This window comes from Streptomyces sp. SID14478 (assembly GCF_010548525.1).
Classification (GTDB): Bacteria; Actinomycetota; Actinomycetes; order Streptomycetales; family Streptomycetaceae; genus Streptomyces.
Genome location: NZ_JAAGMG010000103.1, coordinates 1 through 21,202 on the forward strand (window position 1 = coordinate 1; position 21,202 = coordinate 21,202).

A 21,202-nucleotide genomic window follows, 5' to 3' on the forward strand; every position below is an offset into this window, starting at 1 on the left:
ATTCCCCGGGACGGGACATGCAGACGGCGTGGGGGAGCGTAAGTGGACGAGCGCGACGTGCGGTTGGTGCAGGACAGCTTGCAGCGGGCCGGGGCTCGCGGAGTGCATGTGGTCCGGTTCTTCTATGCGCACCTGTTCGGTGCCAGGCCGGACCTGCGGCGGCTCTTCCCCGCCGAACTCGGTGAACAGCACGAGCGGTTGTTGAACGCGCTGGTGCACGTCATCGATCATCTCGACGCCCCCGGCACACTGTCCTACCTGGAGCGGCTGGGGCGTGATCATCGCCGCTACGGCATTACCCGGAGCGATTACCTCAGTGTCGGCCGGAGCTTGATCGCATCCATCGCCGAGCACACGCCGCGCACGTGGAATGAGGACACCGAGCGGGCGTGGACCAACGTGTACACCCTCGCCATGAACACCATGCTGGCCGCGGTTCAGCGCGACAATGCCGCAGGTATTCCGGCGAGTTGGCGGGCCACGGTGGTCTCCCGCCGTCTTGACCGCACCGGACACACCGTGGTGCTCCAGGCGGTCCCTGACCAGTCCTACCCGTTCTGCGCCGGCCAGTACGCGGCCGTGCACCATCCGGAACTGCGCGGCATCTGGCGCCCCTACTCCCTCGTACGACCGGACGACGATGCCTCACGCGGCGAGGTGGAACTCCACGTCGCCCGCACCCCCGACGGGTCACTGAGTACCCTCCTGTGCGACCAGGCGTCTCCCGGACACACCCTCACCCTCTCCGCGCCCGCCGGCGACGGCTGGTGCGCGCAAGACGAGGCGCCCCTGACGGTCATCGCGGCAGGCACCGGCTGGGCTCCGGCCCGCGCCATCGTCGCCGAACAACTGCGCCGTTGCCCGTCCCGCACCATCGATGTGCACGTGGTGGCCCGCAGCCGCGACCACTTCTACGATCGACAGCGCCTGGCTGGCCTTGAGAGTCGGCACCGCCAGCTGACCTGCCATTGGTGGTATCCGCCGGACCCGCGTCGTGTCCGCGGCTTTCACGACCAATTCCAGCAGCGTCTCGCTGAGGGGCCGTGTCTGGCCGATCGGCATGTCTATGTGGCTGGACCGCCCGCCCTCGTCAGCACAACCATCCAGACCCTTGAACAGCGCAATGCGCCACGCAGTTTGACGCACGATCCGCTGCTCTCCACCAGACAGGACCAGCGATCGGCCACTCACGCCGAGCGTGTTCTCGACCCGCCTCAGCCACGCTGGATCAATCCGTCGCTGCACCGCATCGGCTGAGGCCATCCTGCCGCCGGTGGCCTGGGGGGTCGGTGGGCTCTACAAGGTGGTTCAGGGTCACTTTCGGTGCTCAGGCCACGGAGCGGCACCGAAGCAGCAACCGTGAAATGCATGCCCTGCGTGGGTCAGGAGGGCCCGCTTGCGGAGCAGATCGAAGTCGGCGCGGCCGAACATCTGCGCCTCAACATCTTGATCATGTTGTGGTGGCCTTCGACTGCACCGGAGCTGTAGCGGGGGCTGGGCCCAGCGACGGCAGCGGCGTGGTCCTGGCTGCGGCCGGTGACAAACGGCTCAGCAGTCACGCAACCGGCGTCACTCGGACTGTCGTGGCGAGAGGGCGGCGCGGGTGTGGTGGCGCAGGGTGCGGACCGGGGCGTGGTGACGGTAGGGCTGGGCTTCTTCGCGCAGCCTGGTGAGCAGGTGTTGAAGCCGCGGTGAGTAGACGACGTGCAGGGTCTCCAGGGCGCTCGTCCAACTGGCGCAGGCGGCCTCGATGTGGCCGACGCGCAGTTGCGTGGAGGCCAATGCGCAGGCGGTGATGCCACGGCTGCGGCGGTGTGCGGGCGGGCGGTGTTCCAGCGAGGCCGCGAACGCCTCGGCGGCCTGATGCTGATCTCCGAGCAGTGACAGGACCTCGCCTCGTTGATGCTCGTACGCAGCGCGGCTGTACCCGGTGTAGGGATCGGAGTCTGCAGCGTTCTCGTCGAGGAGGCGGTGTGCGGTGTCCAGGGCGGAGAGTGCCGGTTGTTCGCGGGTGTCGTCGGTGGCGAGGGCGGCTGCCTGCCCGGTGAGGAGGAAGGCGCGTGTTGCGGGCGTGAGGTGGCCGTCTCCGGCGCGCGAGGCCTCGGCCAGGTGCAGCGCGTCCGCGGTGTAGCCGACAATGCGTGCCTGGTTGGACATGGAGCGCAGGATGATGGCGCGCAGATCGCCGTCTTCTGCTTCGTCGGCCAGTGACAGGGCCACGCGGTGGTAGCGCTGTGCCAGCCCGAGCCGGTCGGCGTCGACGCTGGCGGTCGCGAGCAGGTGGACGAGCTGTGCGGTGGCCCGTTGCGCGGCACGTCGGGAGCGGGCCGGCGCTCGGGAGGCGAGGAAGGAGACGGCGTCGGCGGTGATGAACGCACGGAGCGCACTGAACACGCCTCCGCTGCCGTAGCGTTCGAAGAGCTGGGTGAACTGACCCCGGTACCAGTCGAGCAGGGCGAGGTCGTTGTCGTGCAGGGTGCGCGGGCCGCTCGGCAGACGGCCCGCGGGGACCGCGTCATGCGGTGCGGTGCTGAGCGTGCGCCAGGATACCCACGGTGCGCGCAAAAGAGCGGCGTGCCGGGCGGGGTCGCTCTCTGTCGTGCCCAGATCGAGCAGGACGAGGTCGGCCGAGCGCGGGGGCGGTGCCGTCGTGGCGCGTTGGGGGAGCAGCCCGGTCTGGGCCGGGGTGACGAGCCGGTTCAGCCGGGTGGAGAGAATCTGCGACACCAACTCGGGGACAGGGCCCTGCGGGCAGGACCCTGTCAACCAATGCGCCACGGACGTCCGGTCGTAGCGGAAGTTCTGTCCTTGGCGGGCTCCTATGGCGTTCACCGCGTGGGCCAGTTCGCCGCTGGACATCTGTGATTCGGTGAGTAAGGCGCCGAGAGCGGAATTTCTGGCTTTCGGCATGCTTGCTCCGCACGTGCGTGACTCGGTGCCGGAGCGGTCAACTGCCTACTCTGCCAGAGTCTTTGGCCATTGATTGTTGTGCTGTGTATCTCCGTTCTCTGTGCCCTCGCCGCGTGCCGTCACACGGCAGGTGCGGAAAGTTGACTCAATCAATGACGCACTGTGTCTTTTTCGAGCACCGTCCAGGTCGCCTCCGGGTCTAGGAAGCACGCGAAGTGTCCGCCGGGCAATTCGGTGGAGCGGAATGCGGATGTGGTGAACTTTTGCCATCCGTCGGCGTTTTCCTCGTTCATTTCGGGGTCGTCCGTGTTGTACAGGCAGGTGAGCGGGGTATCCACCGGCTGTCCTGATGGCTCGTAGTCTTGAAGGAGTCGCAGATCCTGGGCGAGGAGCTGCTCGAAGTGCTCCTTGACTTCCGGCTCTTGCGCCAGGGAGTCGGGCAGGTCCGGTGCGGCGTTGCCGGGGTCGTCGCGGCCGGGGGTGACGGCGTGGTCCGGGGGCGGGCTGGCGGACACGACGAGGTGCTCCGGCCCGGCGATCCCGAGACCGGCGAGTTTGAGGCACGTCTCGTAGGCCAGGAGTGCGCCCATGCTGTGGCCGAACAGTGTGTAGGGGCCGTTGAGCCATTGCAGGCTGAACGCGATGTGCTGGGCGAGGCTGGGCAGGTCCTCGGGCAGAGGCTCGTCATTGCGGTCCGCCCGGCCCGGGTACTGCACGCCCAGCACCCGCAGTCCGTCGGGCAGATGGCCGGCCCAGGTGCTGAACACCCCTACGCTGCCGCCCGCGTGCGGAAGGCAGACGACGGTGCCGGCGGGCGCCGTTGTGCCGTCGGCGATCGGGCGGAGCCATGCGCGTGCGGGCTCGGGAAGAAGCGAGGTCATGCGGTGGCTCCCTTTGCACCGACGGGTGTTTCCTCGACCAGACGGGCCAGGTCCGCAACGGTGGCGGCCTTCTGCACTCGGCGGAGCGTGAGCGGCTTGCCGAACTTCTTGGCGAGCCGCTGTGTCAGCCGCATGGACATCAGGCTGTTGCCGCCCATGTCGTAGAAGCTGATGTTGCGCCCCGTGACCTGCTGGCCCAGGATCTCGGACCAGAGTGCGGCCACGTCGCTCTCCAGACCGTCGTGCACCGGCTCCTCGTCGGCGGTTTGCTGTTGCGGTGCCGCCCAGCTGGCGAGCTTCTTGCGGTCGATCTTTCCGTTCTGGTTCAACGGCAGATCGGGCAGCAGCAAGTAGTCCTCGGGGAGCGCGTATTCGGGCAGCCAGTCCTGGGCGTCGCGGTGCAGCTGGGCGGTGTCGACGCCTTCGTCCTGCGGTTGCAGGTAGGCGATGATGCGCCGTGCGGCGTCCTCTCCCGTGACGAGGGCGACTGCGCGGGCGACATCGTCGTTACCGGTGAGCACGGACTCGATCTCGCCGAGCTCGATGCGGTAGCCGTTCACCTTCACCTGGTGGTCGATGCGGCCCAGGAACTCCAGCACCGCACCGGGCCGGTAGCGCCCCAGGTCACCGGTGCGGTACCAGCGTTGACCGTCGACGGTCACGAACCGTTCGGCGGTCCGTTCCTCGTCGTTGCGGTACCCGGTGGCGACGCCCGCGCCGCCGATCCACATCTCGCCGGGGACGTCGTCGGGGCAGTCGCGTCCCGCGGAATCCACCACCCGGTACTGCTGGTTCGCCAGGGGATAGCCGTAGGGAATGGACGTCCACGCGTCCTCGACGGTCGTGACCTCGAAGTAGTTGGAGTAGATGGAGCCCTCGGTCGCACCGCCGCAGGCGACGAAGTGGGCCTGCGGCAGCAGTGCGTGCAGCCGGTCCGGAAGATCCAGCGGAACCCAGTCCCCTCCGGTCATCACCACGCGCAGCGACCGCGGGCTCTCGTCCTCCTCGGCCTGTGTCAGCATGACGTCCAGCAGGACCGGCACCGAGTCCCACACGGTGACGTCGTAGGTGTTCATCAGGCGGATCCAGGCAGCGGGGTCCCGGCGTTCCTCCGCCGGCGCCACCACGACGGCGCCGCCGGCCACGAGCGGCCCGAAGATCTCGTACACCGACAGGTCGAAGTCGAGGGAGGAGATGGGCAGGCACCGATCCCGCTCGCCGATCTGCCAGCGGCGGTTGAGATCGAGAATGCTGTTGAGCGCCGACCGGTGTGCGATCTCTACACCCTTGGGCTGGCCGGTCGATCCGGAGGTGAAGATGATGTACGCAGGACATCGCGACGACACCGACACCGGCTGTTCCAACGGCTCGGTGTCCGCCGCGAGCGCGATCGGCAGATAGAACAGGGGCCGGTCCGCCGGGACATCAGGTGCGGGGGACTCCGCCTGCACATCCTGCGCGTAGTCCTCTCCTTCGCTCTCTTCGACGAGTTGCTCGTCGCACAGGACGAACCGTGCCCCGGCCCGCTGGAGGACGGACCGGCGCCGCTCGGCCGGCTGGTCCGGGCTGATGGGCACATAACAGCCTCCGGCAGCCAGCACTCCGAGAACGGCCTGCACCTGGTCCACGCCGTCTTCCAGGCATACGCCCACCGGGTCTCCCATCGTCAGCCCGCGCCGGGTCAGCAGCGAAGCGACCCGTAACGCGGCGTCGGCCAGCTGGCCGCGGCTCCAGGTCACGCGGTCGCTGAACAGAGCGGGAGCATCGCCGTCACGGCGCGCGTACGTGAAGAAGGCCTCGTGCATCAACTGGTCCGGCACGGCTGCCCGCGTCGCGTTGGCCTTCTCCCGGGCCTTGTGCTGCCCGGCGGGCAGCGGCAGCGCCGACGACCGGCCCCAGTCCTCATCCGCGAGCGCGAGCAGGGTGTCGGCGCAGTACGCCGTCATCGCGTCCACCACGGGCGCCGGCAGAGCGTCCTCGACGACATCCCAGGCCATCACCAGCGGCCCGCCGTCGCATGAGGGATAGACCAGGCAGTCCAGGTACACCTGGGGCGTCTGCGAGACCATCCACGTCATCGGCCCGAACACGTCCGTGAAGTCGGCAGGGGCCCACGCCGCCTCGACGGCCGTGTACACCGCGCCCAGGGGGCGCACGCTCTGGCCGCGATCACGCGCCCAGGCCAGCAGATCCTGCACGGTGGGGGAGTCCTGGTGCAGCGCTGCGGACGCCTGCTCCACCACCTCCCGCAGGTTCGCCGCCCTCGACACCGGGACCGTTACGGCGGTGAGGCGGCTGAAGTCGCCGACTGCGCCCCGGGCGTCCTGCGGGCGGTCGAACCGGGGCACGTCGAGCACGCAGTCGTCGCTCTCGCTCCACCGGTCCACTGTGTGCACGAACGCCGAGAACAGGAGGTCAGCGAGTGTGACGCCCTCGTGCTCGGCCCGTTGCGCCAGCCGCTGAGACACCGCCGGATCCAGCGCTACGTGATGTCGGGTGAAGCGGGCTCCGCTGATACTGTCCGCGTCCGCCGACCGGGGGAGCTTCGGCGGTTCCGGCAACTGCTCCGGCCCCTGCCCCGCGCCGGAGTCCGAGCCGTTCCCGCCGGCGAACTGCGAGAAGTCGAACGTGCTCGGCATCGCTGCGGACCGCCGGCCGTACGCGGCGACGAGGTCCGCCAGAACCGTACGAATACTGGGCGGGTCAGCGGCGATCAGTGCGATGGACACATGCAGACGCACGCCGCCGTCGGGCGGGGAACTGACCCGGACGTCGAGCCCGCCCTTGCCCTCTGCCACCGGATGGGAAACGGACATCGCGTCCCGCACCTGCTGTGAGGGCCGGTCCTCATGGCGGAGCTCGCTCAACGGGCGCGGCATGACGCGTGCTTCATCGGCGTCGTCGAACCGGGCCCGCAGCAGCGGATGGCGACACTGCACCTCCTCGACGGCGCCCGCCAACCGATGCTCGTCGAGGTCCTCGCTGTCGAACTCGAAGTACATATGGCAGGCCACTCCGCCCAGGGGGCCGTCCTCCTGGCCCAGCCGGTAGGCCTGCTGCACCGGCGTGAGCGCTAACGTCTGCTCCGCCTGCATCGGTTCCTGCGTCATGTCTCCTCCAGAGAGTGCTGTCTCGTGCCGAACCGGTCTTCCGTGTCAGCCCACGGCGGCGACGGACGCGACGAGGGCCTCGGTGCCTCGCCGCGCCTCCTCTTCGGTGAGCGTGAGAGGCGGCATCAGCCGCAAACAGTTGCCGTGCGTGCCGCCCAGCCCGACCAACAACCCGCGTGCGCGGCATTCCTCGTGGACCGACGCCGCGAACGGGGCATCGGGTCTCCCGGCCTCGTCGTGGCAGGTGACGCCCAGCAACAGGCCCTGCCCCTGCACCCGCACCCGGCCGCCGCGTCGCACACCGTGGGCGATGAGGCGGCCCAGCCGTCCCGCCCTCTTCACCAGCCCCCGGGACTCCACCGCACGCACCACGCACAGCGCCGCCGCCGCACTGAGCGGGCCGCCGCCGAAGGTCGAGATCGACGGCATAGGCAGGGCGTCAAGGATCGCCCGGCGCCCCACCACGCCGCCGATGGTCAGCCCGCCGCCGACCCCCTTCGCGAAGACGATCACGTCAGGGCGGACACCGTGCCACTGATAGCCCCACCACCGGCCGGTGCGCCCCCACCCCGTCTGTACCTCGTCGACGATCAGCGGCACATCCGCCGCGGAAAGCGCCTCCTGACATTCCCGGAGCCGACCGGGTGCCAGCGGAACCGCACCGGCCACCCCCTGCACGGGCTCCGCGATGAGCGCGGCGACATCGGGCCCCACGACCTCACGCGCGTCCTGCCCCTCACTCAGGAACGTGACCGGGAGCGGGGCATCCACCCTGCCGTGCCACCCACGCTGCCCGGTCACCGACAGTGCCCCCAGCGTCCGCCCGTGGTACGAGCCCTCCAGCGCCACCACGCGCTCCGCCTTGCGGTACTCCCGCACGGCCAACAGGGCGGCCTCCACCGCCTCCGAACCCGAACAGGTGAAGAACACGGCGGGGTCGTCGATCCCGGAGCGCGCGGCGATCAGCTCGGCCAGTTCCACCTGGCGCCGGTGCAGATAGAACGTCGAGCAATGCACCACACCGCTCGACAACTGCGCGCGCACTGCCTCTTCCAACTCGTGGTCCCCGTAGCCGAGCAGGTTCACGGCGACACCGCCGTAGAAATCCAAATACGTACGCCCGTCACCTGCGACCACCTCACGGCCCCGCCCGGAGACCACCTCCAGCGGTTCGCTGTAGAAGAGCGGAGACCATTCCGCCATCACCCGCCGATGACGGCCGTGCAAATCCAACTCAACGCTTTGTGCCATGCCCTCTCGGATGCACCGAAGTCCCCTCACTGACACCGGACATGACCCGCCGAGAGCGTGAACGCGTTGAACGCGGACGCGAATCGGCGAGGCCGTTCAACGCATTCACGCCCTCGCCCTCGGCACACAGCATCAAGACCGCGAGAAGCGGTGAGGCTAGAACTTCCCATCCCTCATGACGAAGGAGCGACATGACCCAGCAAACCGGAACCTGCGAGGACCGGCGGGCAATCTTCGAACTGCTCGGCGATTTGTCGACGGTCGACAAGTTCTTCGGCGAATACGTCTCCGACGACGTCCGCTGGACGATGGTCGGCCGTCACCCGCTGGCCGGCCATTACCCGAACAAGCGCCAATTCCTCGACGGAACCCTCGAGCAGGTCCGCGCCCGCTCCGGAGGCCTCAGCTTCGACCTCAAGGCCATGTACGGGACCGCCGAACAGACCATCGTCATCATGGAAGGGGTCGCGACCGCCAACGACGGCAACGCCTACGACCCCTTCTACGTGTGGGTCTGCCGCTTCGCCGACGACAAGATCGTCGAAGTGCAGGCGTACGTCGACTCCTACGTCGTCACGGACCTCATCCATCGAGTCCCTTCCACCCGCGAGGAACCCCAGACTCTGACCGCCTCGCAACAGGCCGAGAGCCGACGTACCCCCGTTCCCGGCCCGCTCGACTCCACGGCCGAGCACTGAGTTCCTCCACCTCGGCCCCGGGAATCCCGCCGACGCCGATACGGGGCGAGAGGCACCCACGTAGGAACACGTAGGAGACATCGACGCACCGTCGTGCAGAAGGTTCCAGGAGACGACACGTGTCGCCCGAACCCGGAACCTCCGCATCGCCGCCGGTCAGCGTTCTCAACGGATTGACCGGCGGCGGCGTCCCTCGGGACGGGAACGAACGTGCTGGCCGCGGCGCCGAGCTGCTGGGCGCCGCTTCGTCCACGCGGGGCGGACGCGGCCCATCAGCCACTCCCGTCACGGGCACGCTGGCCCCGCGCGCGTCGTCGCTGTCGCGCGAGCTCGCTAGCCCGGTCTGCTTGCGCCCACGAGCTCAACATCCTCACTGCCCGCACCGGCCACCGACTCACGCACAGTCGTGGAGCCGCCGCCTGCTCGCCCCGGCACGGATGACGCACGAGTTCCTTCACCTGAATGCCCCACGCGAAGCCGGCGCCGGCTAGGACTGTCGGCCCGCTCGGCGCTGATGAGGATTTCGGCTGTGAGAAAGGGGTCTTGCATCGGCGTCTCGCTTTCAGCACGGGGTCTGGGTGCTCTGATTGCGACTGTGGGCCCCCGGATCGGGGTTCGCCAACGAGAGCGGCCACATGGGGGGCGGTGCGGCAGTCACGCGGGGCGTGAAGCGCTGGGGGGATTCGCAACCTGGGGTGTGTGATTGCACCGGTGCTCGTTCCTTGGCCCGGCATCCAGCCGTGCACATAACGCAGATTCATCGCGTGAGCGGCTCATGAAGCGCGAAGCCGTCAGCGCCGCAGCCATCGCCCTTGCCACCCGCGACCTGTGCGCACAGGTCGGTCGGTCTTCCGTGGCCGGCTTCAGGACAGGTTCGGTTCTTGGGGGGGCTTCAGGCCTCGGCCTGCCCCGTCCCCGCGGTGGAACTACGTCACCAACGCGTCGGACCGGAACACTTACCGGGCGGCTTGCGGAAGGACCGGTCTTCAGGCGTGGTGAGACGACTGCGTCGTGTCCACGTGCTGCTTGCTCACCTCCGCCAACGAAATGCGGACCGGTCCACTGCGACACCGAGATGATCTCCGCGTACGAATGCCTGCCAGAGCCACCCACAGGAGCACGCCGAGGGCAGTCCAATTTCCTGCGCGCCGTCGTAAGATCCGGCTATTCCAGGCCGGGGAGACACATGAACTGGGGTTGGCTGCAACGTGGGCAGAGTTCACTCGGACTGCCACGGTCCGACACTTGCGGGCGGCGGCAGCACATCCTGCGCACCGATCGGCTGCCGCTCTACACCCCGCGGAACGTACTGGACATCACGGTCTGGTGCGCCGTCGCCTCGGGACACGGAGGCCCAGCGATGGCTCGGCTGGCAGCCCAAGCAGATCGTGTCGCTGACCAGGGTCCGTGAACAACTGGTCGAAATGCGCCCGGCCGCCCTCGACCTGCGGCACCTCACCCCGGCCGGCCGGCGAGGGCTGACTGACCCGTTCACATCAGACCCCCGCGACGCGGTTCTGTTGATCTGTGTGCGTCTGGACGATGGCAGATATGCGGGAAGCGCGGGTATCGACATCGGCACCGGCGAGATCGGCGGACAGCTGGCACCCCATGCACGAGGGCAGGGGTTGGGTGCGGAGCTGTTCGGGGCGACGGCGGTCCTTGGCCACCAGCATGTGGGCCTGCGCACTCTGCGGGCCGGGTACGAGCCGACGAGCATCGCATCCGCACGCGCGCTGACGCGCGCTGGATTCGTTCCGGACGACGGGCCGACCCGCTACACACTCCCCAACGGACGTGAGATTGAGGCGCGTTGGGTGAGCCACACTGCGACGGAGTCGGAATCCTGCTGTGCCGGGCATGATGCCTAGCCGGTGTTCTATGCGGTGCAGGTGTGGGGGGCCGACGTCGCTCTACGGCAGGCTGCCCGATGGGTGGACGACCGAGGCCCGGTAGGGGGCCACCCGCTGGCAGTTGGTGCGCCGGGCAGCGAGGTTGTACTCGAGGCAGCGCTGGCAGGCGGCAGGGTTACCCCAATCCGTCGGCAGGCAGAAGCGGATGCGGCACACACTCCATGCCGGGGCGCTGAGGACGGAACATCGCGGTGGCCGGCTGGGGGCGTTTTCCTGGGGGGCGCGTACACATCAGGCCGCCTCAACTTCTTCACGCTTCCCACCCCTTCCCCCCGGACGCGAAGGGCACAGCCGTGCGACTGTTGCGTCGGTTGCTCATGCATCCGTATTGGGGGACTTTCATGCGTACTCGTACCGTTGCGGCCTCCGCCGCTCTGATCCTGTGCACCATGTTGGGCTCGGCAGCATGCTCGTCATCCTCCGAGAACAAGCCGTCTACCGGCAGCTCATCCTCGCCCGAGCAATCCCAGGCGGAGAAAAACCTGCCCACTGGCGATCCGTCAGAGTGCGCGACCACCAGCGACAAGCTGCCGGAGGGCTGCGAGGTCGATCTCGACGTCTCCGATATCGAAATTGCCACCCCCGCGACGGAGCCGCCGGAGACGAACACGACGATGTCTCCGTCGACGAACTGATCACCCTCGGCGGGCAGCCGCAGCCGCAACTGTCGGCAGAGCGCCAAATATTCTGTTCGGGCACGTTGGTGACGCCGGGCTCGTCATCGGTGTCGTCGCGCATACACACTTTCGCATCAAGTGAAGACCGGGCCGTCGGCCTCTCCGTGGAGATCGACGCCAGCACCATCGACCACATGCACATCGGTCGGTGAATCGCTCGCCGCTGCCGAGAGCTCCATCGGTCCTTGGCAGCGCGCCTGCATGTCCGAGTGTCAACTACAGCGGGTTTCGCCCCGACCCTGGGTCAGCCCTGTTCATGGTGGCGAGGAAGGACGCGGCTGCAGCTCCAAAAGCCCAGGACAGGGCTACGGCAAACCAGCTCGTATTGGGCACCACCAGGAACAGTAGAGCCCAGATGATGAACGTGATCAGGTAGCGGCGGTAGCCGCGCAACGCGGCCAACCAGCCCATGGCCAGGGTCACAGCCGAGGCCACTGCCTCAGACACCACCACGACAACCGGCAGCGTCACGAGCCCTCCCTGAACGGCACCGGCTTCACACGCCGCAGCCAGACGATCAAACCCGCGGCAATCACTCCGCAGATCGCGATCACCTGCAACGCCCACAAGCTGTCTTCGGGAACAGCCCGGTTGAAGATCAGGACGGCCATGAAGAAGCCAAGCGGCCATTTCCTCCGCCGGACGGCTGCCATCCAGCCGACCACCAGGAACAACACGACACACATCAGGAGCACAGCGATTCTGCCGCCATCCAACTCCACGCTCACTGGTTCCTCTCAGAGTGCGCGTGCTTCCGGGCTGCGGGGGACATCGAGCAAGCGCAACCTGGCGGCGTCCAAGTCGGCGTATGGCCACGAGGTGCTCTGCCCCTAAGGACTACGTGCCTCCATCGGGCGGGAGGCGCGACCGTGCTGGGTAGGGGACTCAGAGGGTGGATTGTCCGCAGGCTGCGGGGGCGGGATCGGTGGTGATCTGCTGCTCGATCCAGCCGGTGAGAGCGGGCACGCGCGTGAAGACTGCGGGGAGGCCGGGCCGGGCGGAGCCACGGGCCCAGGAGTACAGGCCGGCCAGGGTGGCTTTGTTGTTGTCGTCGAGGACGACGAGGGGAGAGCCCTCATCGCGCTTGCCCGGGCCCTTGCCGCCCGAGGGCAGGCCGGCGCCGATCATCCGGTCGGTGACCGTCCTGTAGCCCTCGTACGCAGCTGCGGTCTCGTCGTCGGACATCAGGGGCAGGTCGGCAGCCTGGAGACGGTCTGCTGACGGGCCGCCCTCGCGGGTGGCACCCCAGCCGGACACGCGCGCTGCTCCCGTGAGCTTCTGCTCCGCCGCAGGCAGGCACACTGGCTGTACGTCGTCACCCTGGATCAGGCCGGTGGTGGTATGGATGACCGCGATGTCGTAGTCCTGGGAGTCGGCGTCGTAGGACTCATGGGGGATGACTTCGGAGGCCTCGACCACCTGGCCGCCGGATTCCCGGTCCAGGGTGTTGTAGCGGATGTTCAGGCCGGATGCGGTCCGGCCGTCCACACACTGGGCCGCGGTCAGCAGGGTGTGCCCGCTGATAATCGCCGCGCCGCACACCTGCTGGCCGTCGACCTCGATGGCGGCGGTCCAGGGGAACTCGCCTGAACTGGCGTCACGCCCTCCCACAACTGCGGATGTCGGGGTGGGCGACACCATCAGTGCCAGCGCGGCGGCGCCGGCGGCCAGCGCGATGCGCCGCAGCAGGGTGGCAGGGAGTACGCCGTGTGTTCGGTTCAGATTCGCCATGATCGTCACCTTAACTTCGCGAATGTGTCGATCAGTTGCATATCGGCCTCATCTGCGGGTTCCGGTGTCGAAGCCTGAGCAGCGCTGTGCGCGGATCGTGCGAGGACGCGACGGCATTGCCGCGACCACGGACAACGTCCAGGGGTAAGCCGGAAGTCGGCCATGTGAGAGGTGGTCATGCCGCCGAAGTAGGCGAGTTCTTCGCAGGTCTGAATGGGCTGACGGTGCCGCCGGCGACGTCGATCTTGACGGAGGGTATGGCGCTGCCGGTGAGCGGGTGCCGGGCGATGTCCGGCACCTCCGCGGGCGCGTGATCCACCCGCATCGGCAGCGCTGGGCCCTGCGGGTGGGCTGTGGAGCCGGGGCGCGGTTGACATCTGCGGGGCTCCGGCTACTCTCGACAACGCTAATAATATTGGTAATCAATGAACTGAGGGAAGATGAGCGTCGACCTGACCACCTCGCCGTACCGGTGGCGATGGCTGATCCTGGTGGTGATGACCGTCGCAGAGGTCATGGATCTCCTGGACGCGTCGATCGTCAACGTCGCAGGTCCCGCCCTGGAAAGGTCCCTCGGCGCCAGTTCCGTCGGTCTGCAGTGGGTGATCGGCGGCTACGCCCTCACACTGGGGGCCGGCCTGGTCCTGGGCGGCCGGCTCGGTGACCGCTACGGCCGGCGTCGGATGTTCCTGGTCGGCCTCGCGGGTTTCACGCTGAGCTCACTGCTGTGCGCGCTGGCGCCGAACATCGAGGCGCTGATCGTCTTCCGGCTGCTCCAGGGAACCGCGGGGGCGATGCTGCTCCCGCAGGGCCTGGGTCTGCTGCGTGAGAACTTCTCCGGGCCCGAACTCACCAAGGTTTTCGCGGTCTTCGGTCCCGTGCTGGGCTTGGGCGGCATCGTCGGCCCGGTCCTGGGCGGCTTCCTCATCGAGGGGGACATCCTCGGCCTCGGGTGGCGCTCGGTGTTCCTGGTCAACCTTCCCATCGGGCTCGTGGCCCTGGCCATCGCGGCGAAGTTCGTCCCGAAGAAGCCGGGCGACCGCACCGTCCAGGTGGATATGGTCGGCGCGGGCCTCGTAGTGGCGTCCTGCGCGCTCCTTGTGTTGCCGCTGAACCAGGGGCAGGAGGACGGCTGGCCGCTGTGGACTTGGCTGTGCATGGCAGCCTCCGTCATCGGATTCGGTCTGTTCGCGCTGCAGCAGCGCCGCGCCGCCGCCGCTGCCCGCGAGCCCCTGGTGACCACGGCCCTGCTCCGCAAGCCTGCCTTCACTGTTGGGCTCGCCGGTATCGCCCTGTTCTTCGGCGGCCTCATCGGCACGCAACTTGTGCTCACGCTGTTCCTGCAGATCGGCCAGCACTTCAGCGCCGGGGATGCGGGCCTTGGCAACCTGCCGCTCGCCCTGGGCACGGCGATCGGCGGCGCGGTCAGCGGCGCCTTCCTCGCCGACAAGATCGGCCGCAAGGTCCTTCAGGCCGGCCCGGTGATTCAGCTCGCCGGTGCGGCGTTGCTCTGGTTCGAGCTCGACAGCCTGAGCGCGGGTTCGTTCTCGATCTGGGACATCGCCCCTGGCGTAGCGGTGGCCGGCGTCGGAGCAGGCATGGTCATCGCTGCCCTGTTCAGCTTCATCCTCGCAGCGGTCGACGACGAGGAGATCGGCTCTGCCTCCGGCGTCCTGTCCGCGGTGCAGGCCATCGGCGGTTCCATCGGCGTGGCGCTCTTCGGCTCGCTGTTTTTCGCGCAGGCAAAGACCGGCGACTTCACCACCGGCTTTCACCACGCACTGATCGTCCAGACATGCCTGCTGGCAGCTTTCTTGGCCATTACGTTCCTGCTGCCCAAGAAGGGCCGATCCGAAGAGGACCAGCACGGCAACACCCCCGTTGCTCTGAAGCAGGACGCCGCTGCGTGATCGCCGGTCCGGGGCCGGTACCGTGAATCAGCCTCTTCCTCACCGGCTCCTACGTGCTAAGCGGTGCACCCGCCATCAGCCATCATGAGCAGGCGTTCACCTGTTACGTGGAGGTCTCGCGCCCTTGTGGTGAGCGGGGGCAGGGTCTGCCCCGGGGATACCGCGCTCCGTCACACCGTGTACCGGGGCGGGACACGCACTCTCAACCCGGTCCTGCAGGCGACTGTGCGCCCCTGCGCGGCCGTACAGCTGAGGCCCCGGGCTCTCTCCCGGCCGCCGACACCCTCGCCCTGCCCTCCTATCGCCCGTAGGTCTCACGCATCATTGGTTGCCAACGCCTTCAGCATTCCAGGAGAAGCTTCCCAGCCATGACTGCCAATCAGCCCACCGATCCCCGGCCAGCGTCCCCGGCGGACGGGCCCATCCGAGACCAGCTGCGGAGCCTGACCCGCCGCCAGCAGCGGTTCGAGCGGTACTTGGGCCGGCAGATGCACGTCGATCCCGCCGGGCTCGCGGTGATGGACCGTCTCGTGAGCGCCGGACCGGCAACGCCGAGCGAACTAGCCCGCGAACTCAGCACGTCGACTGCGGCGATGACGCTGGTCATCGACCGCCTGACGGACGGCGGACACGTGAGCCGACAGCCGCACCCCAGCGACCGGCGCAAGGTGCTCGTGACACCGGCGGAGCACTGGAAGGAGGCTGCATTCGAACACGTCGGGCCTCTCGTCGAGGGCATCGGCGAGATCACCCGGTCCATGACAGTCCAGGAACAGGCCACGGTGGCGACGTTTCTCGAGCGGGCGGTGGCCGTCTACGATCGGGCGACCAAGGCGTAACCTCGCGTCCCCGATTGCGGCTTTCCGGCCCACGGAGCTTCCTCGAGTTGGCCATCGATTGAGCGAGGGGCTCCTGGGCGAGAACAAGCTCGCCATGCCGGAACTGACCGTGGACGTTGAGCACGGCATCCCTGCCACGCAGACTGCCGCCAGCGTGGCACGCGTGGCCGACCCCTCCCGCTTCGAATAGCACGTCACTCTAGGCAGCGGCCACAGCCTGGGCGAGGACAATCCTGTCTGGCATGCCTCCGCCTGGACCTCTTCCGCAGCTGAAACCGAACAGAGCGGACCCTGCGGCACGGCCCCAGGTGTTTCCTTCGACCGCCGTCGAGACCAGGCCCGCCCGAACAGCACGGCAACGCTGTGGCCACGTCCTGTCGACCCGGCGGTGACGAACCCGAGTACTGCGTCGAGCTGTTGCTCACGCACCTCCCCCCTGCCCGGGACCACAAGCATCGCCTGCCACAATGCCGGGCATGAACGCTTCAGGAGCCGAGTCCCACGCGTCAGCTCACACAGCGCACGACACTGCGCCGCGACCGACGCTGCCCGAGTGGACGCCGCCTGTGTGCGCGCTTCTCTTCGGTGTCGCCGTGATTCTGCAGGCTCCCGGTGACGATCTGGGGCCAGGTCTGACCGACCCCTTCATCGGGCTCGCTCTGGCTCTCAGTGCTTGGTGGATCTTGACGGCGGCCCGCGCGCGGAATGCTATGCGCAGTAGCCCCGAATCCTCATGGTGGGTCACTGTCACAGCTGTGGTCTGCATTTCAAGCCCCTCATCGTTCCTCCACAGCACGACCGTTCTGCGCTGGCTCTACCTCGCCATGGGTATCGGGGTTGTCGCGCTCGTCTGGTATCGGCTGCGCAAGCCCACCAAGAACGTTCACGACTGAACTGCGCTCGCGGACGCCGCGAGCATCACAGCCACCGCTTCTCGGGCGGCCGGGTCGTCCCCCCCGCTAATCAGCTCAGCCATACGAGGGGCTGGCAGGGATTTTTGCCAGTCTTGATGGTCAATTGGATGGGGCCGTTGGATTCCATCAGTAGATGACTCGACGAGGCAGCGCAGACGGGACGACGAGGCGCTCCGTACCGGTGCGGTACGGAGCGCCTGTGGTGCACTGCGGTGTGTCAGATGGTCCTGATGTTCTCGGCCTGCGGGCCCTTCTGGCCCTGGGTGACGTCGAACTCGACCTTCTGGCCTTCCTGGAGCTCACGGAATCCCGACGATGCGATGTTCGAGTAGTGGGCGAACACGTCGGCGCCGCCGCCGTCCTGCTCGATGAAGCCGAAGCCCTTTTCCGAGTTGAACCACTTCACAATTCCGGTAGCCATGCCGCTCCTTGGTCGAGGACGGGGTGCGCATCGGTCACGTACCCCTGGGGTTGAGGTGATCGCCCTGGTCCTGTGACTGCCGGTCGAGCGGTGCATCGGAACCACGACTGCTGATCAAAAATTAGCTGACCCGAGTGCTTCACCCAACTGTGCCGCCCAAGGCGCCGGTTCTGCCCCGCCGCACGGAATTGCACGTCAGCGGGGGCGTGCTCCGGGCGCGGGGCTCCGGACGGGCCGCATCATGTCCCCCGTATGGAGCACGGGACTCGCCCGCTACAGGCTCCACCAGGGAGTCAGGCCTGCGGGCCGTCAGTTGCCTGCGCTGGCGTCGGTGGCAAGTGCACCGGTTCCCGTGTAGTCGGACGGTGGTGCAGATGCGGGGTGACGCTGTGTCAATTACCGTCGGTCGTGGGAAAGCGACAGGACCGCCGCTCCCTCTTGAAGAGCCCCGCGCTCGCTTCGCACGCCACGCGGGGCTCTTCGTATCTCTGGGGTCACGTCCACGGCAACCACCAGGCGAATGTTCGGGTCGAGTACTGGGTACCGGAGCCGCCGCCGGTGGCCGGCTCGACGCTGATCGGCTCGGTCCTGGCGACGTTGCCGAGCGGATCGCTGACAGCGTTCGCCATTCCCGCATGGCCCTTGCAGGGTTCCTGTCGAGCCGGGCGCTTAGGCTCCAGACGGACCGCTGTTCCCGTTGCGAGGACGGTCCACGACCTCCTCCCGGCCCGCTTGCCTTCCTTTTAGGTGACGGTCAGCTCCCGGCAGTTCTTTTCTTCGCCGGCCCGGTAGAGGCACACCTTGACGATGGGCGAGGGGAGGGAGGCCGGGGGAGCGGTGAACCCGCCGCAGCCGTCTGCGTATGCTCCGTCCGCACCTGTCAGCACCGTGGTGGCGCTGGACTTGTCACGGACATAGGCCCGCACGCCCCAGCCGTCCGCGGCGTTGTCGCAGACCCGTAGGGTGGCTGAACCGTCCGCTGAGGCGGCGACGTTGGCCCATCCGGATGCGCTGGCGGGGCCGGCCATGACAGTGCCTTCCTTGGCCACGGCAGACGAGCGCACTGACACGTCGGAGATGACCGGGTAGTGGTCGGATGCCGATGTGACTACCGTGTGGGCGGCCGTCACGTCGAACGACGGCGTGGCGTAGACGTAGTCGATCCGATCGACATCGGTGCCGCCGGGGTGGGTGATGGCGGATGCGCCGATGTTCTCGTGCAGCTCCGTCCAGGTGTCGTTCCAGCCCGCCCCGGCGAACAACGGTCTGATGGGGTCATCGGGCCTGATGTTGAGGTCACCGCTGAAGACCATCGGTGTGTCCATGAGGTCGGCGGGAAGCTTGGCGACGATGGCGCGGGCCTGCCGGTTGCGGCGCTCGGTCGGCATGTCGCTCAGGCCAGCCGACAGATGGCTGGTGTACACGCGCACATCGGTGCCGCCCACATCGAGGCGCACGCCGCCGAGGCTGCGCCGCACGGCATTCGTGTTCGCCGGGTACTGGGGGAGCAGATAGGTGAGCCGTTCCTTGATGGGGAAGCGGGAGAGGATCAGATTTCCGGCGTTCCCGCCGCTTCCGTCACCGTCGCTCTTGGCGAAATGGGCGGTGAACTGCGGGAAGGCGTCCAGGAGTTGCTGCCACTGGTTGGGCTGTCCCACAGCGGTGTCGTCGTGCACCTCCTGGAGCGTGACGATGTCCGGGTTCTCCTGGCCGATCACCTTGATGATGCGGTTGATGTCCGTCACATGGTCGGTGCCCTGGGCGCCCTGGATGTTCCAGTCCATGATCCGGAGCTGGGTGGGAGCGGCTGCCTCGCTCGCGGCCGATGCCGCAGGCCCTGTCCCCTCGATGCGCGGGACCGCCTGAGCGGCCCCCGCGGTGGTGGCCGCGAGCGCGGCCACCAGTATTCCTGTACACGCTCGTACCACGCGCACGCGTACTCCCCCTGTTGAAGTGGGACGAGTGAATCCCACCCGCCCCAGCCGATACACGTGGTCGCATCATAGGACCTTCTTCACTGGGCGCCGGGGGAGCGCAGGAAGGTGCGGGGCCGGGTGGAAAGGCGGCGACCGGGTCGGCGCCCAGGCACGCCGCGTACTACAACTGTCCTCTCTTCGCTAGCAGTTCAAGGACGTGGCAGACGGGACCGCTCGCGAGCAGATGTCGTATCGGCCTACTCGGCCCAGCTGTTGATAGCCGAGCGCGATGACCTGGCCCATCGACACTCCAGGCGTCGGATCCGGGCTGCGGCCTTCCCCCGGGAGAAGTCGCTGCGGGCCTTCGACTTCGAGGTGAACCCGAACGTCGATGCCGGCACCGTCAGCACGCTCACGACCTGAGAGACGGCCAAGAGGGGCGAGCCGCTCTGCCTGATCGGCGACTCCGGCACCGCCACGCCCCCTCTGCCCGTCGCCTTGGGCGCCGAGGCCGCGACGCGGGGCAGAGTTCACGAGTCCGCTACGTGCTGGCCGCCAAACTCGTCAACGAACTGGTCGAAGGCGCCGACGACAAGTAGCCGCCCCACACCATTGAACTTGAGACGGCGTCAGGGCCCGAGGCCGTCGGCTGGTGCCGGATCGGATCACGACGGTGGCTGCAGCCAACGCCGCGCCGTGGGGAGAGTCACCTCGATGTCATCGCTCCACGAGCAGACCTCGAGCCATGAGAGGTAGCCGCTCCGCGTGAAGACCAGGACCTCGCCAGGGCACTCGCCGGATTCGGTGATCAGCTGTACGTCGGCGGCTACGACGGTGCCGGGGCCCGTGGGTGCGGGCTCCACCGTGTCGGCGTCGAGGTCGAAGTAGGTTGTGCCGCACCCGCACTCACAGTGGGAATGCACCTCGAGTTGGGGTACCTGCCGTCGGAGGGCCATGTGTGCGGGGTTGTCCGGGTTCAGGACGAGGTTGAGCACGTCGGCTACGTCCTCGGGTAGGGCGTCGGTCATACGTCACCGTAGCTGGCAGGCAGGTTTGGGCGTCGACCCATTTCGATTCGGTCGATCTGGCGATCTGGCGATCTGGCGATCTGGCGTCCACACGGCCAAGGCCAGGTCGGTGCCTGCGCAGCAGCCGCATCTGCGGATGAGTCGTCTTCGCTGTCAAGTTCCTTGCGTGGAAAGGAAAGGGAGTTTGGCCTCCGGAGCACTGCGTCTGCCCGAGCTCAGGATTCCGAGCGGAATTGCTGCAGGAACTCATGGAAGGAGTGCACGTCACTGCCGTTGAGTGGGGCGCCGTGGGCGAAGCCGACTGCGTCGAGGTTCTGGGGGATGCGGGCCAGGCTGCCGGGCCTGAGGCCGGGGTCGGCGGCGAGTGCGGCGGGGCCGATGGCGAGTTTGCCGCGGTTGAAGGCTGCGTCCCCCATGAGGAGGGTCCGGCTCGGTTCGTGCAGCAGCACGATGTGGCCGGGTGAGTGGCCAGGGGTGTGGATGACGCGCAGGCCGTCACTGCCTTCCACTACTTGTCCGTCGGAGACGGTGCTGTCCGCGGCGGTGGGAGTCCAGTGGAGTTTGGGCAGGTGGTCGATCAGGCGGCCGATGGCGCCGGAGCGTCCCCCGGCGGGGACGCGTCCGGCTTCCAGCCAGGCGCGGTCGGCGTCGTGGATGAGGATGTGTGCGCCGGTGTGGCGGCGGAGTTCGGCGGCGCCTTGTACGTGGTCGGGGTGGGCGTGGGTGAGGATGACGCGGCGGATGTCGGAGGGTTTGCGGCCCAGAGCGGTGATCGTGTTGAGGAGTACTTCGGGAGCCTTGGACCAGCCGACGTCTACGAGGGTGAGGCCGTCGTCGCCGGCTATGAGGAAGGCGTTGTCACGGTTGCTGGTGGCGATCTGGGTGACGCCGGGGGCGAGGTGGCTGTGCATGAGGGTTCCTTGGTCGTGGAGTGTGTCGCCCCTGACGGGGAGAGAGGGGAGAGAACGGTGTGGGGGCGGTGCCGGCACCGCTCCGACACCGG

General features: G+C 67.9%; 19 protein-coding genes. 7 read left to right on the forward strand and 12 right to left on the reverse strand.

The annotated features are described in order from the left end of the window. Window positions 1–42 precede the first annotated feature (42 nt). Entirely contained in the window at window positions 43–1,257 is a 1,215-nt protein-coding gene (locus G3I40_RS04065) for a globin domain-containing protein (protein ID WP_164300767.1), read from the forward strand. A gap of 312 nt (window positions 1,258–1,569) precedes the next feature. Here the strand turns inward: G3I40_RS04065 and G3I40_RS04070 are convergent, their stop codons facing one another. The 4 genes from G3I40_RS04070 to G3I40_RS04085 all read right to left on the reverse strand — a co-directional run bounded on the left by G3I40_RS04070 (window position 1,570) and on the right by G3I40_RS04085 (window position 8,104). Continuing rightward, on the reverse strand, window positions 1,570–2,859 hold the full coding sequence (locus tag G3I40_RS04070; RefSeq protein WP_164300768.1) for a hypothetical protein: 1,290 nt from the start codon (window positions 2,857–2,859) through the stop codon (window positions 1,570–1,572). 200 nt (window positions 2,860–3,059) lie between these two features. After that, window positions 3,060–3,791: an alpha/beta fold hydrolase gene (locus tag G3I40_RS04075; RefSeq protein ID WP_164300769.1), complete on the reverse strand. Its 732-nt coding sequence runs from the start codon at window positions 3,789–3,791 to the stop codon at window positions 3,060–3,062. Next, the gene (locus G3I40_RS04080; RefSeq protein WP_164300770.1) at window positions 3,788–6,901 is read right to left on the reverse strand and encodes an amino acid adenylation domain-containing protein; all 3,114 of its coding nucleotides are present in this window, start codon (window positions 6,899–6,901) and stop codon (window positions 3,788–3,790) included. The genes G3I40_RS04075 and G3I40_RS04080 overlap by 4 nt, the downstream gene beginning before the upstream one ends. A gap of 45 nt (window positions 6,902–6,946) precedes the next feature. Continuing rightward, the gene (locus tag G3I40_RS04085) at window positions 6,947–8,104 is read right to left on the reverse strand and encodes an aspartate aminotransferase family protein (protein WP_203643408.1); all 1,158 of its coding nucleotides are present in this window, start codon (window positions 8,102–8,104) and stop codon (window positions 6,947–6,949) included. Window positions 8,105–8,343: 239 nt separating this feature from the next. Here G3I40_RS04085 and G3I40_RS04090 point away from each other — a divergent pair, with 239 nt between their 5' ends. The 3 genes from G3I40_RS04090 (at window position 8,344) to G3I40_RS04100 (ending at window position 11,398) form a co-directional block, all read left to right on the forward strand. Continuing rightward, window positions 8,344–8,850 carry a nuclear transport factor 2 family protein gene (locus G3I40_RS04090; protein WP_164300772.1) on the forward strand — a complete coding sequence of 169 codons (507 nt, stop codon included), beginning with the start codon at window positions 8,344–8,346 and terminating at the stop codon, window positions 8,848–8,850. Window positions 8,851–10,238: 1,388 nt separating this feature from the next. Next, a complete protein-coding gene (locus G3I40_RS04095; RefSeq protein ID WP_164300773.1) occupies window positions 10,239–10,721 on the forward strand; it encodes a GNAT family protein in 483 nt (160 codons plus the stop codon). A 383-nt stretch (window positions 10,722–11,104) separates the two neighbouring features. Beyond that, window positions 11,105–11,398 (forward strand): hypothetical protein, encoded by a 294-nt coding sequence (locus G3I40_RS04100; protein WP_203643411.1) that lies wholly within the window; start codon window positions 11,105–11,107, stop codon window positions 11,396–11,398. A gap of 258 nt (window positions 11,399–11,656) precedes the next feature. Here G3I40_RS04100 and G3I40_RS04105 read toward each other — a convergent pair whose 3' ends face one another. The 3 genes from G3I40_RS04105 to G3I40_RS04115 form a co-directional block, all read right to left on the reverse strand. After that, window positions 11,657–11,911 carry a hypothetical protein gene (locus G3I40_RS04105; protein WP_164300774.1) on the reverse strand — a complete coding sequence of 85 codons (255 nt, stop codon included), beginning with the start codon at window positions 11,909–11,911 and terminating at the stop codon, window positions 11,657–11,659. Then, window positions 11,908–12,162 carry a hypothetical protein gene (locus G3I40_RS04110; protein WP_164300775.1) on the reverse strand — a complete coding sequence of 85 codons (255 nt, stop codon included), beginning with the start codon at window positions 12,160–12,162 and terminating at the stop codon, window positions 11,908–11,910. Before G3I40_RS04110 ends, G3I40_RS04105 begins: the two co-directional genes overlap by 4 nt. A 163-nt stretch (window positions 12,163–12,325) precedes the next feature. Next, entirely contained in the window at window positions 12,326–13,171 is an 846-nt protein-coding gene (locus G3I40_RS04115; protein ID WP_239091526.1) for a serine protease, read from the reverse strand. A gap of 440 nt (window positions 13,172–13,611) precedes the next feature. Between G3I40_RS04115 and G3I40_RS04120 the strand changes: the two genes are divergently transcribed. From G3I40_RS04120 to G3I40_RS04130, 3 genes are all read left to right on the forward strand, one after another. Continuing rightward, window positions 13,612–15,081, forward strand: a complete 1,470-nt coding sequence (locus G3I40_RS04120) for an MFS transporter (protein ID WP_164300777.1) — start codon at window positions 13,612–13,614, stop codon at window positions 15,079–15,081. Window positions 15,082–15,569: 488 nt separating this feature from the next. Beyond that, on the forward strand, window positions 15,570–15,920 hold the full coding sequence (locus tag G3I40_RS04125) for a MarR family transcriptional regulator (protein WP_239091522.1): 351 nt from the start codon (window positions 15,570–15,572) through the stop codon (window positions 15,918–15,920). A 593-nt stretch (window positions 15,921–16,513) separates the two neighbouring features. Then, on the forward strand, window positions 16,514–16,813 hold the full coding sequence (locus tag G3I40_RS04130) for a hypothetical protein (protein WP_164300779.1): 300 nt from the start codon (window positions 16,514–16,516) through the stop codon (window positions 16,811–16,813). 238 nt (window positions 16,814–17,051) lie between these two features. On the opposite strand, the gene G3I40_RS04135 is transcribed toward G3I40_RS04130, so the two are convergent. From G3I40_RS04135 to G3I40_RS04150, 5 genes are all read right to left on the reverse strand, one after another. Next, entirely contained in the window at window positions 17,052–17,255 is a 204-nt protein-coding gene (locus G3I40_RS04135; protein ID WP_164300780.1) for a cold-shock protein, read from the reverse strand. Window positions 17,256–17,749: 494 nt separating this feature from the next. Then, complete coding sequence (locus G3I40_RS47875; protein ID WP_275410132.1) at window positions 17,750–17,884, reverse strand: hypothetical protein; 135 nt, start codon at window positions 17,882–17,884, stop codon at window positions 17,750–17,752. Between the two features lie 114 nt (window positions 17,885–17,998). Further along, window positions 17,999–19,039: an endonuclease/exonuclease/phosphatase family protein gene (locus G3I40_RS04140; protein ID WP_239091527.1), complete on the reverse strand. Its 1,041-nt coding sequence runs from the start codon at window positions 19,037–19,039 to the stop codon at window positions 17,999–18,001. Between the two features lie 797 nt (window positions 19,040–19,836). After that, the gene (locus tag G3I40_RS04145; protein ID WP_164300782.1) at window positions 19,837–20,199 is read right to left on the reverse strand and encodes a hypothetical protein; all 363 of its coding nucleotides are present in this window, start codon (window positions 20,197–20,199) and stop codon (window positions 19,837–19,839) included. A 215-nt stretch (window positions 20,200–20,414) separates the two neighbouring features. Further along, window positions 20,415–21,110: an MBL fold metallo-hydrolase gene (locus tag G3I40_RS04150; RefSeq protein ID WP_164300783.1), complete on the reverse strand. Its 696-nt coding sequence runs from the start codon at window positions 21,108–21,110 to the stop codon at window positions 20,415–20,417. Window positions 21,111–21,202: the final 92 nt, after the last annotated feature.

Coding starts and splice junctions, on each gene's coding strand:
- G3I40_RS04070 (WP_164300768.1), bottom strand. CDS start 2,859: ATGTCCAGCGGCGAACTGGCCCACGCGGTGAACGCCATAGGAGCCCGC.
- G3I40_RS04075 (WP_164300769.1), bottom strand. CDS start 3,791: ATGACCTCGCTTCTTCCCGAGCCCGCACGCGCATGGCTCCGCCCGATC.
- G3I40_RS04080 (WP_164300770.1), bottom strand. CDS start 6,901: ATGACGCAGGAACCGATGCAGGCGGAGCAGACGTTAGCGCTCACGCCG.
- G3I40_RS04085 (WP_203643408.1), bottom strand. CDS start 8,104: ATGGCGGAATGGTCTCCGCTCTTCTACAGCGAACCGCTGGAGGTGGTC.
- G3I40_RS04090 (WP_164300772.1), top strand. CDS start 8,344: ATGACCCAGCAAACCGGAACCTGCGAGGACCGGCGGGCAATCTTCGAA.
- G3I40_RS04100 (WP_203643411.1), top strand. CDS start 11,105: ATGCGTACTCGTACCGTTGCGGCCTCCGCCGCTCTGATCCTGTGCACC.
- G3I40_RS04115 (WP_239091526.1), bottom strand. CDS start 13,171: ATGGCGAATCTGAACCGAACACACGGCGTACTCCCTGCCACCCTGCTG.
- G3I40_RS04120 (WP_164300777.1), top strand. CDS start 13,612: ATGAGCGTCGACCTGACCACCTCGCCGTACCGGTGGCGATGGCTGATC.
- G3I40_RS04125 (WP_239091522.1), top strand. CDS start 15,570: ATGCACGTCGATCCCGCCGGGCTCGCGGTGATGGACCGTCTCGTGAGC.
- G3I40_RS04135 (WP_164300780.1), bottom strand. CDS start 17,255: ATGGCTACCGGAATTGTGAAGTGGTTCAACTCGGAAAAGGGCTTCGGC.
- G3I40_RS47875 (WP_275410132.1), bottom strand. CDS start 17,884: ATGGCGAACGCTGTCAGCGATCCGCTCGGCAACGTCGCCAGGACCGAG.
- G3I40_RS04140 (WP_239091527.1), bottom strand. CDS start 19,039: ATGGACTGGAACATCCAGGGCGCCCAGGGCACCGACCATGTGACGGAC.
- G3I40_RS04145 (WP_164300782.1), bottom strand. CDS start 20,199: ATGACCGACGCCCTACCCGAGGACGTAGCCGACGTGCTCAACCTCGTC.
- G3I40_RS04150 (WP_164300783.1), bottom strand. CDS start 21,110: ATGCACAGCCACCTCGCCCCCGGCGTCACCCAGATCGCCACCAGCAAC.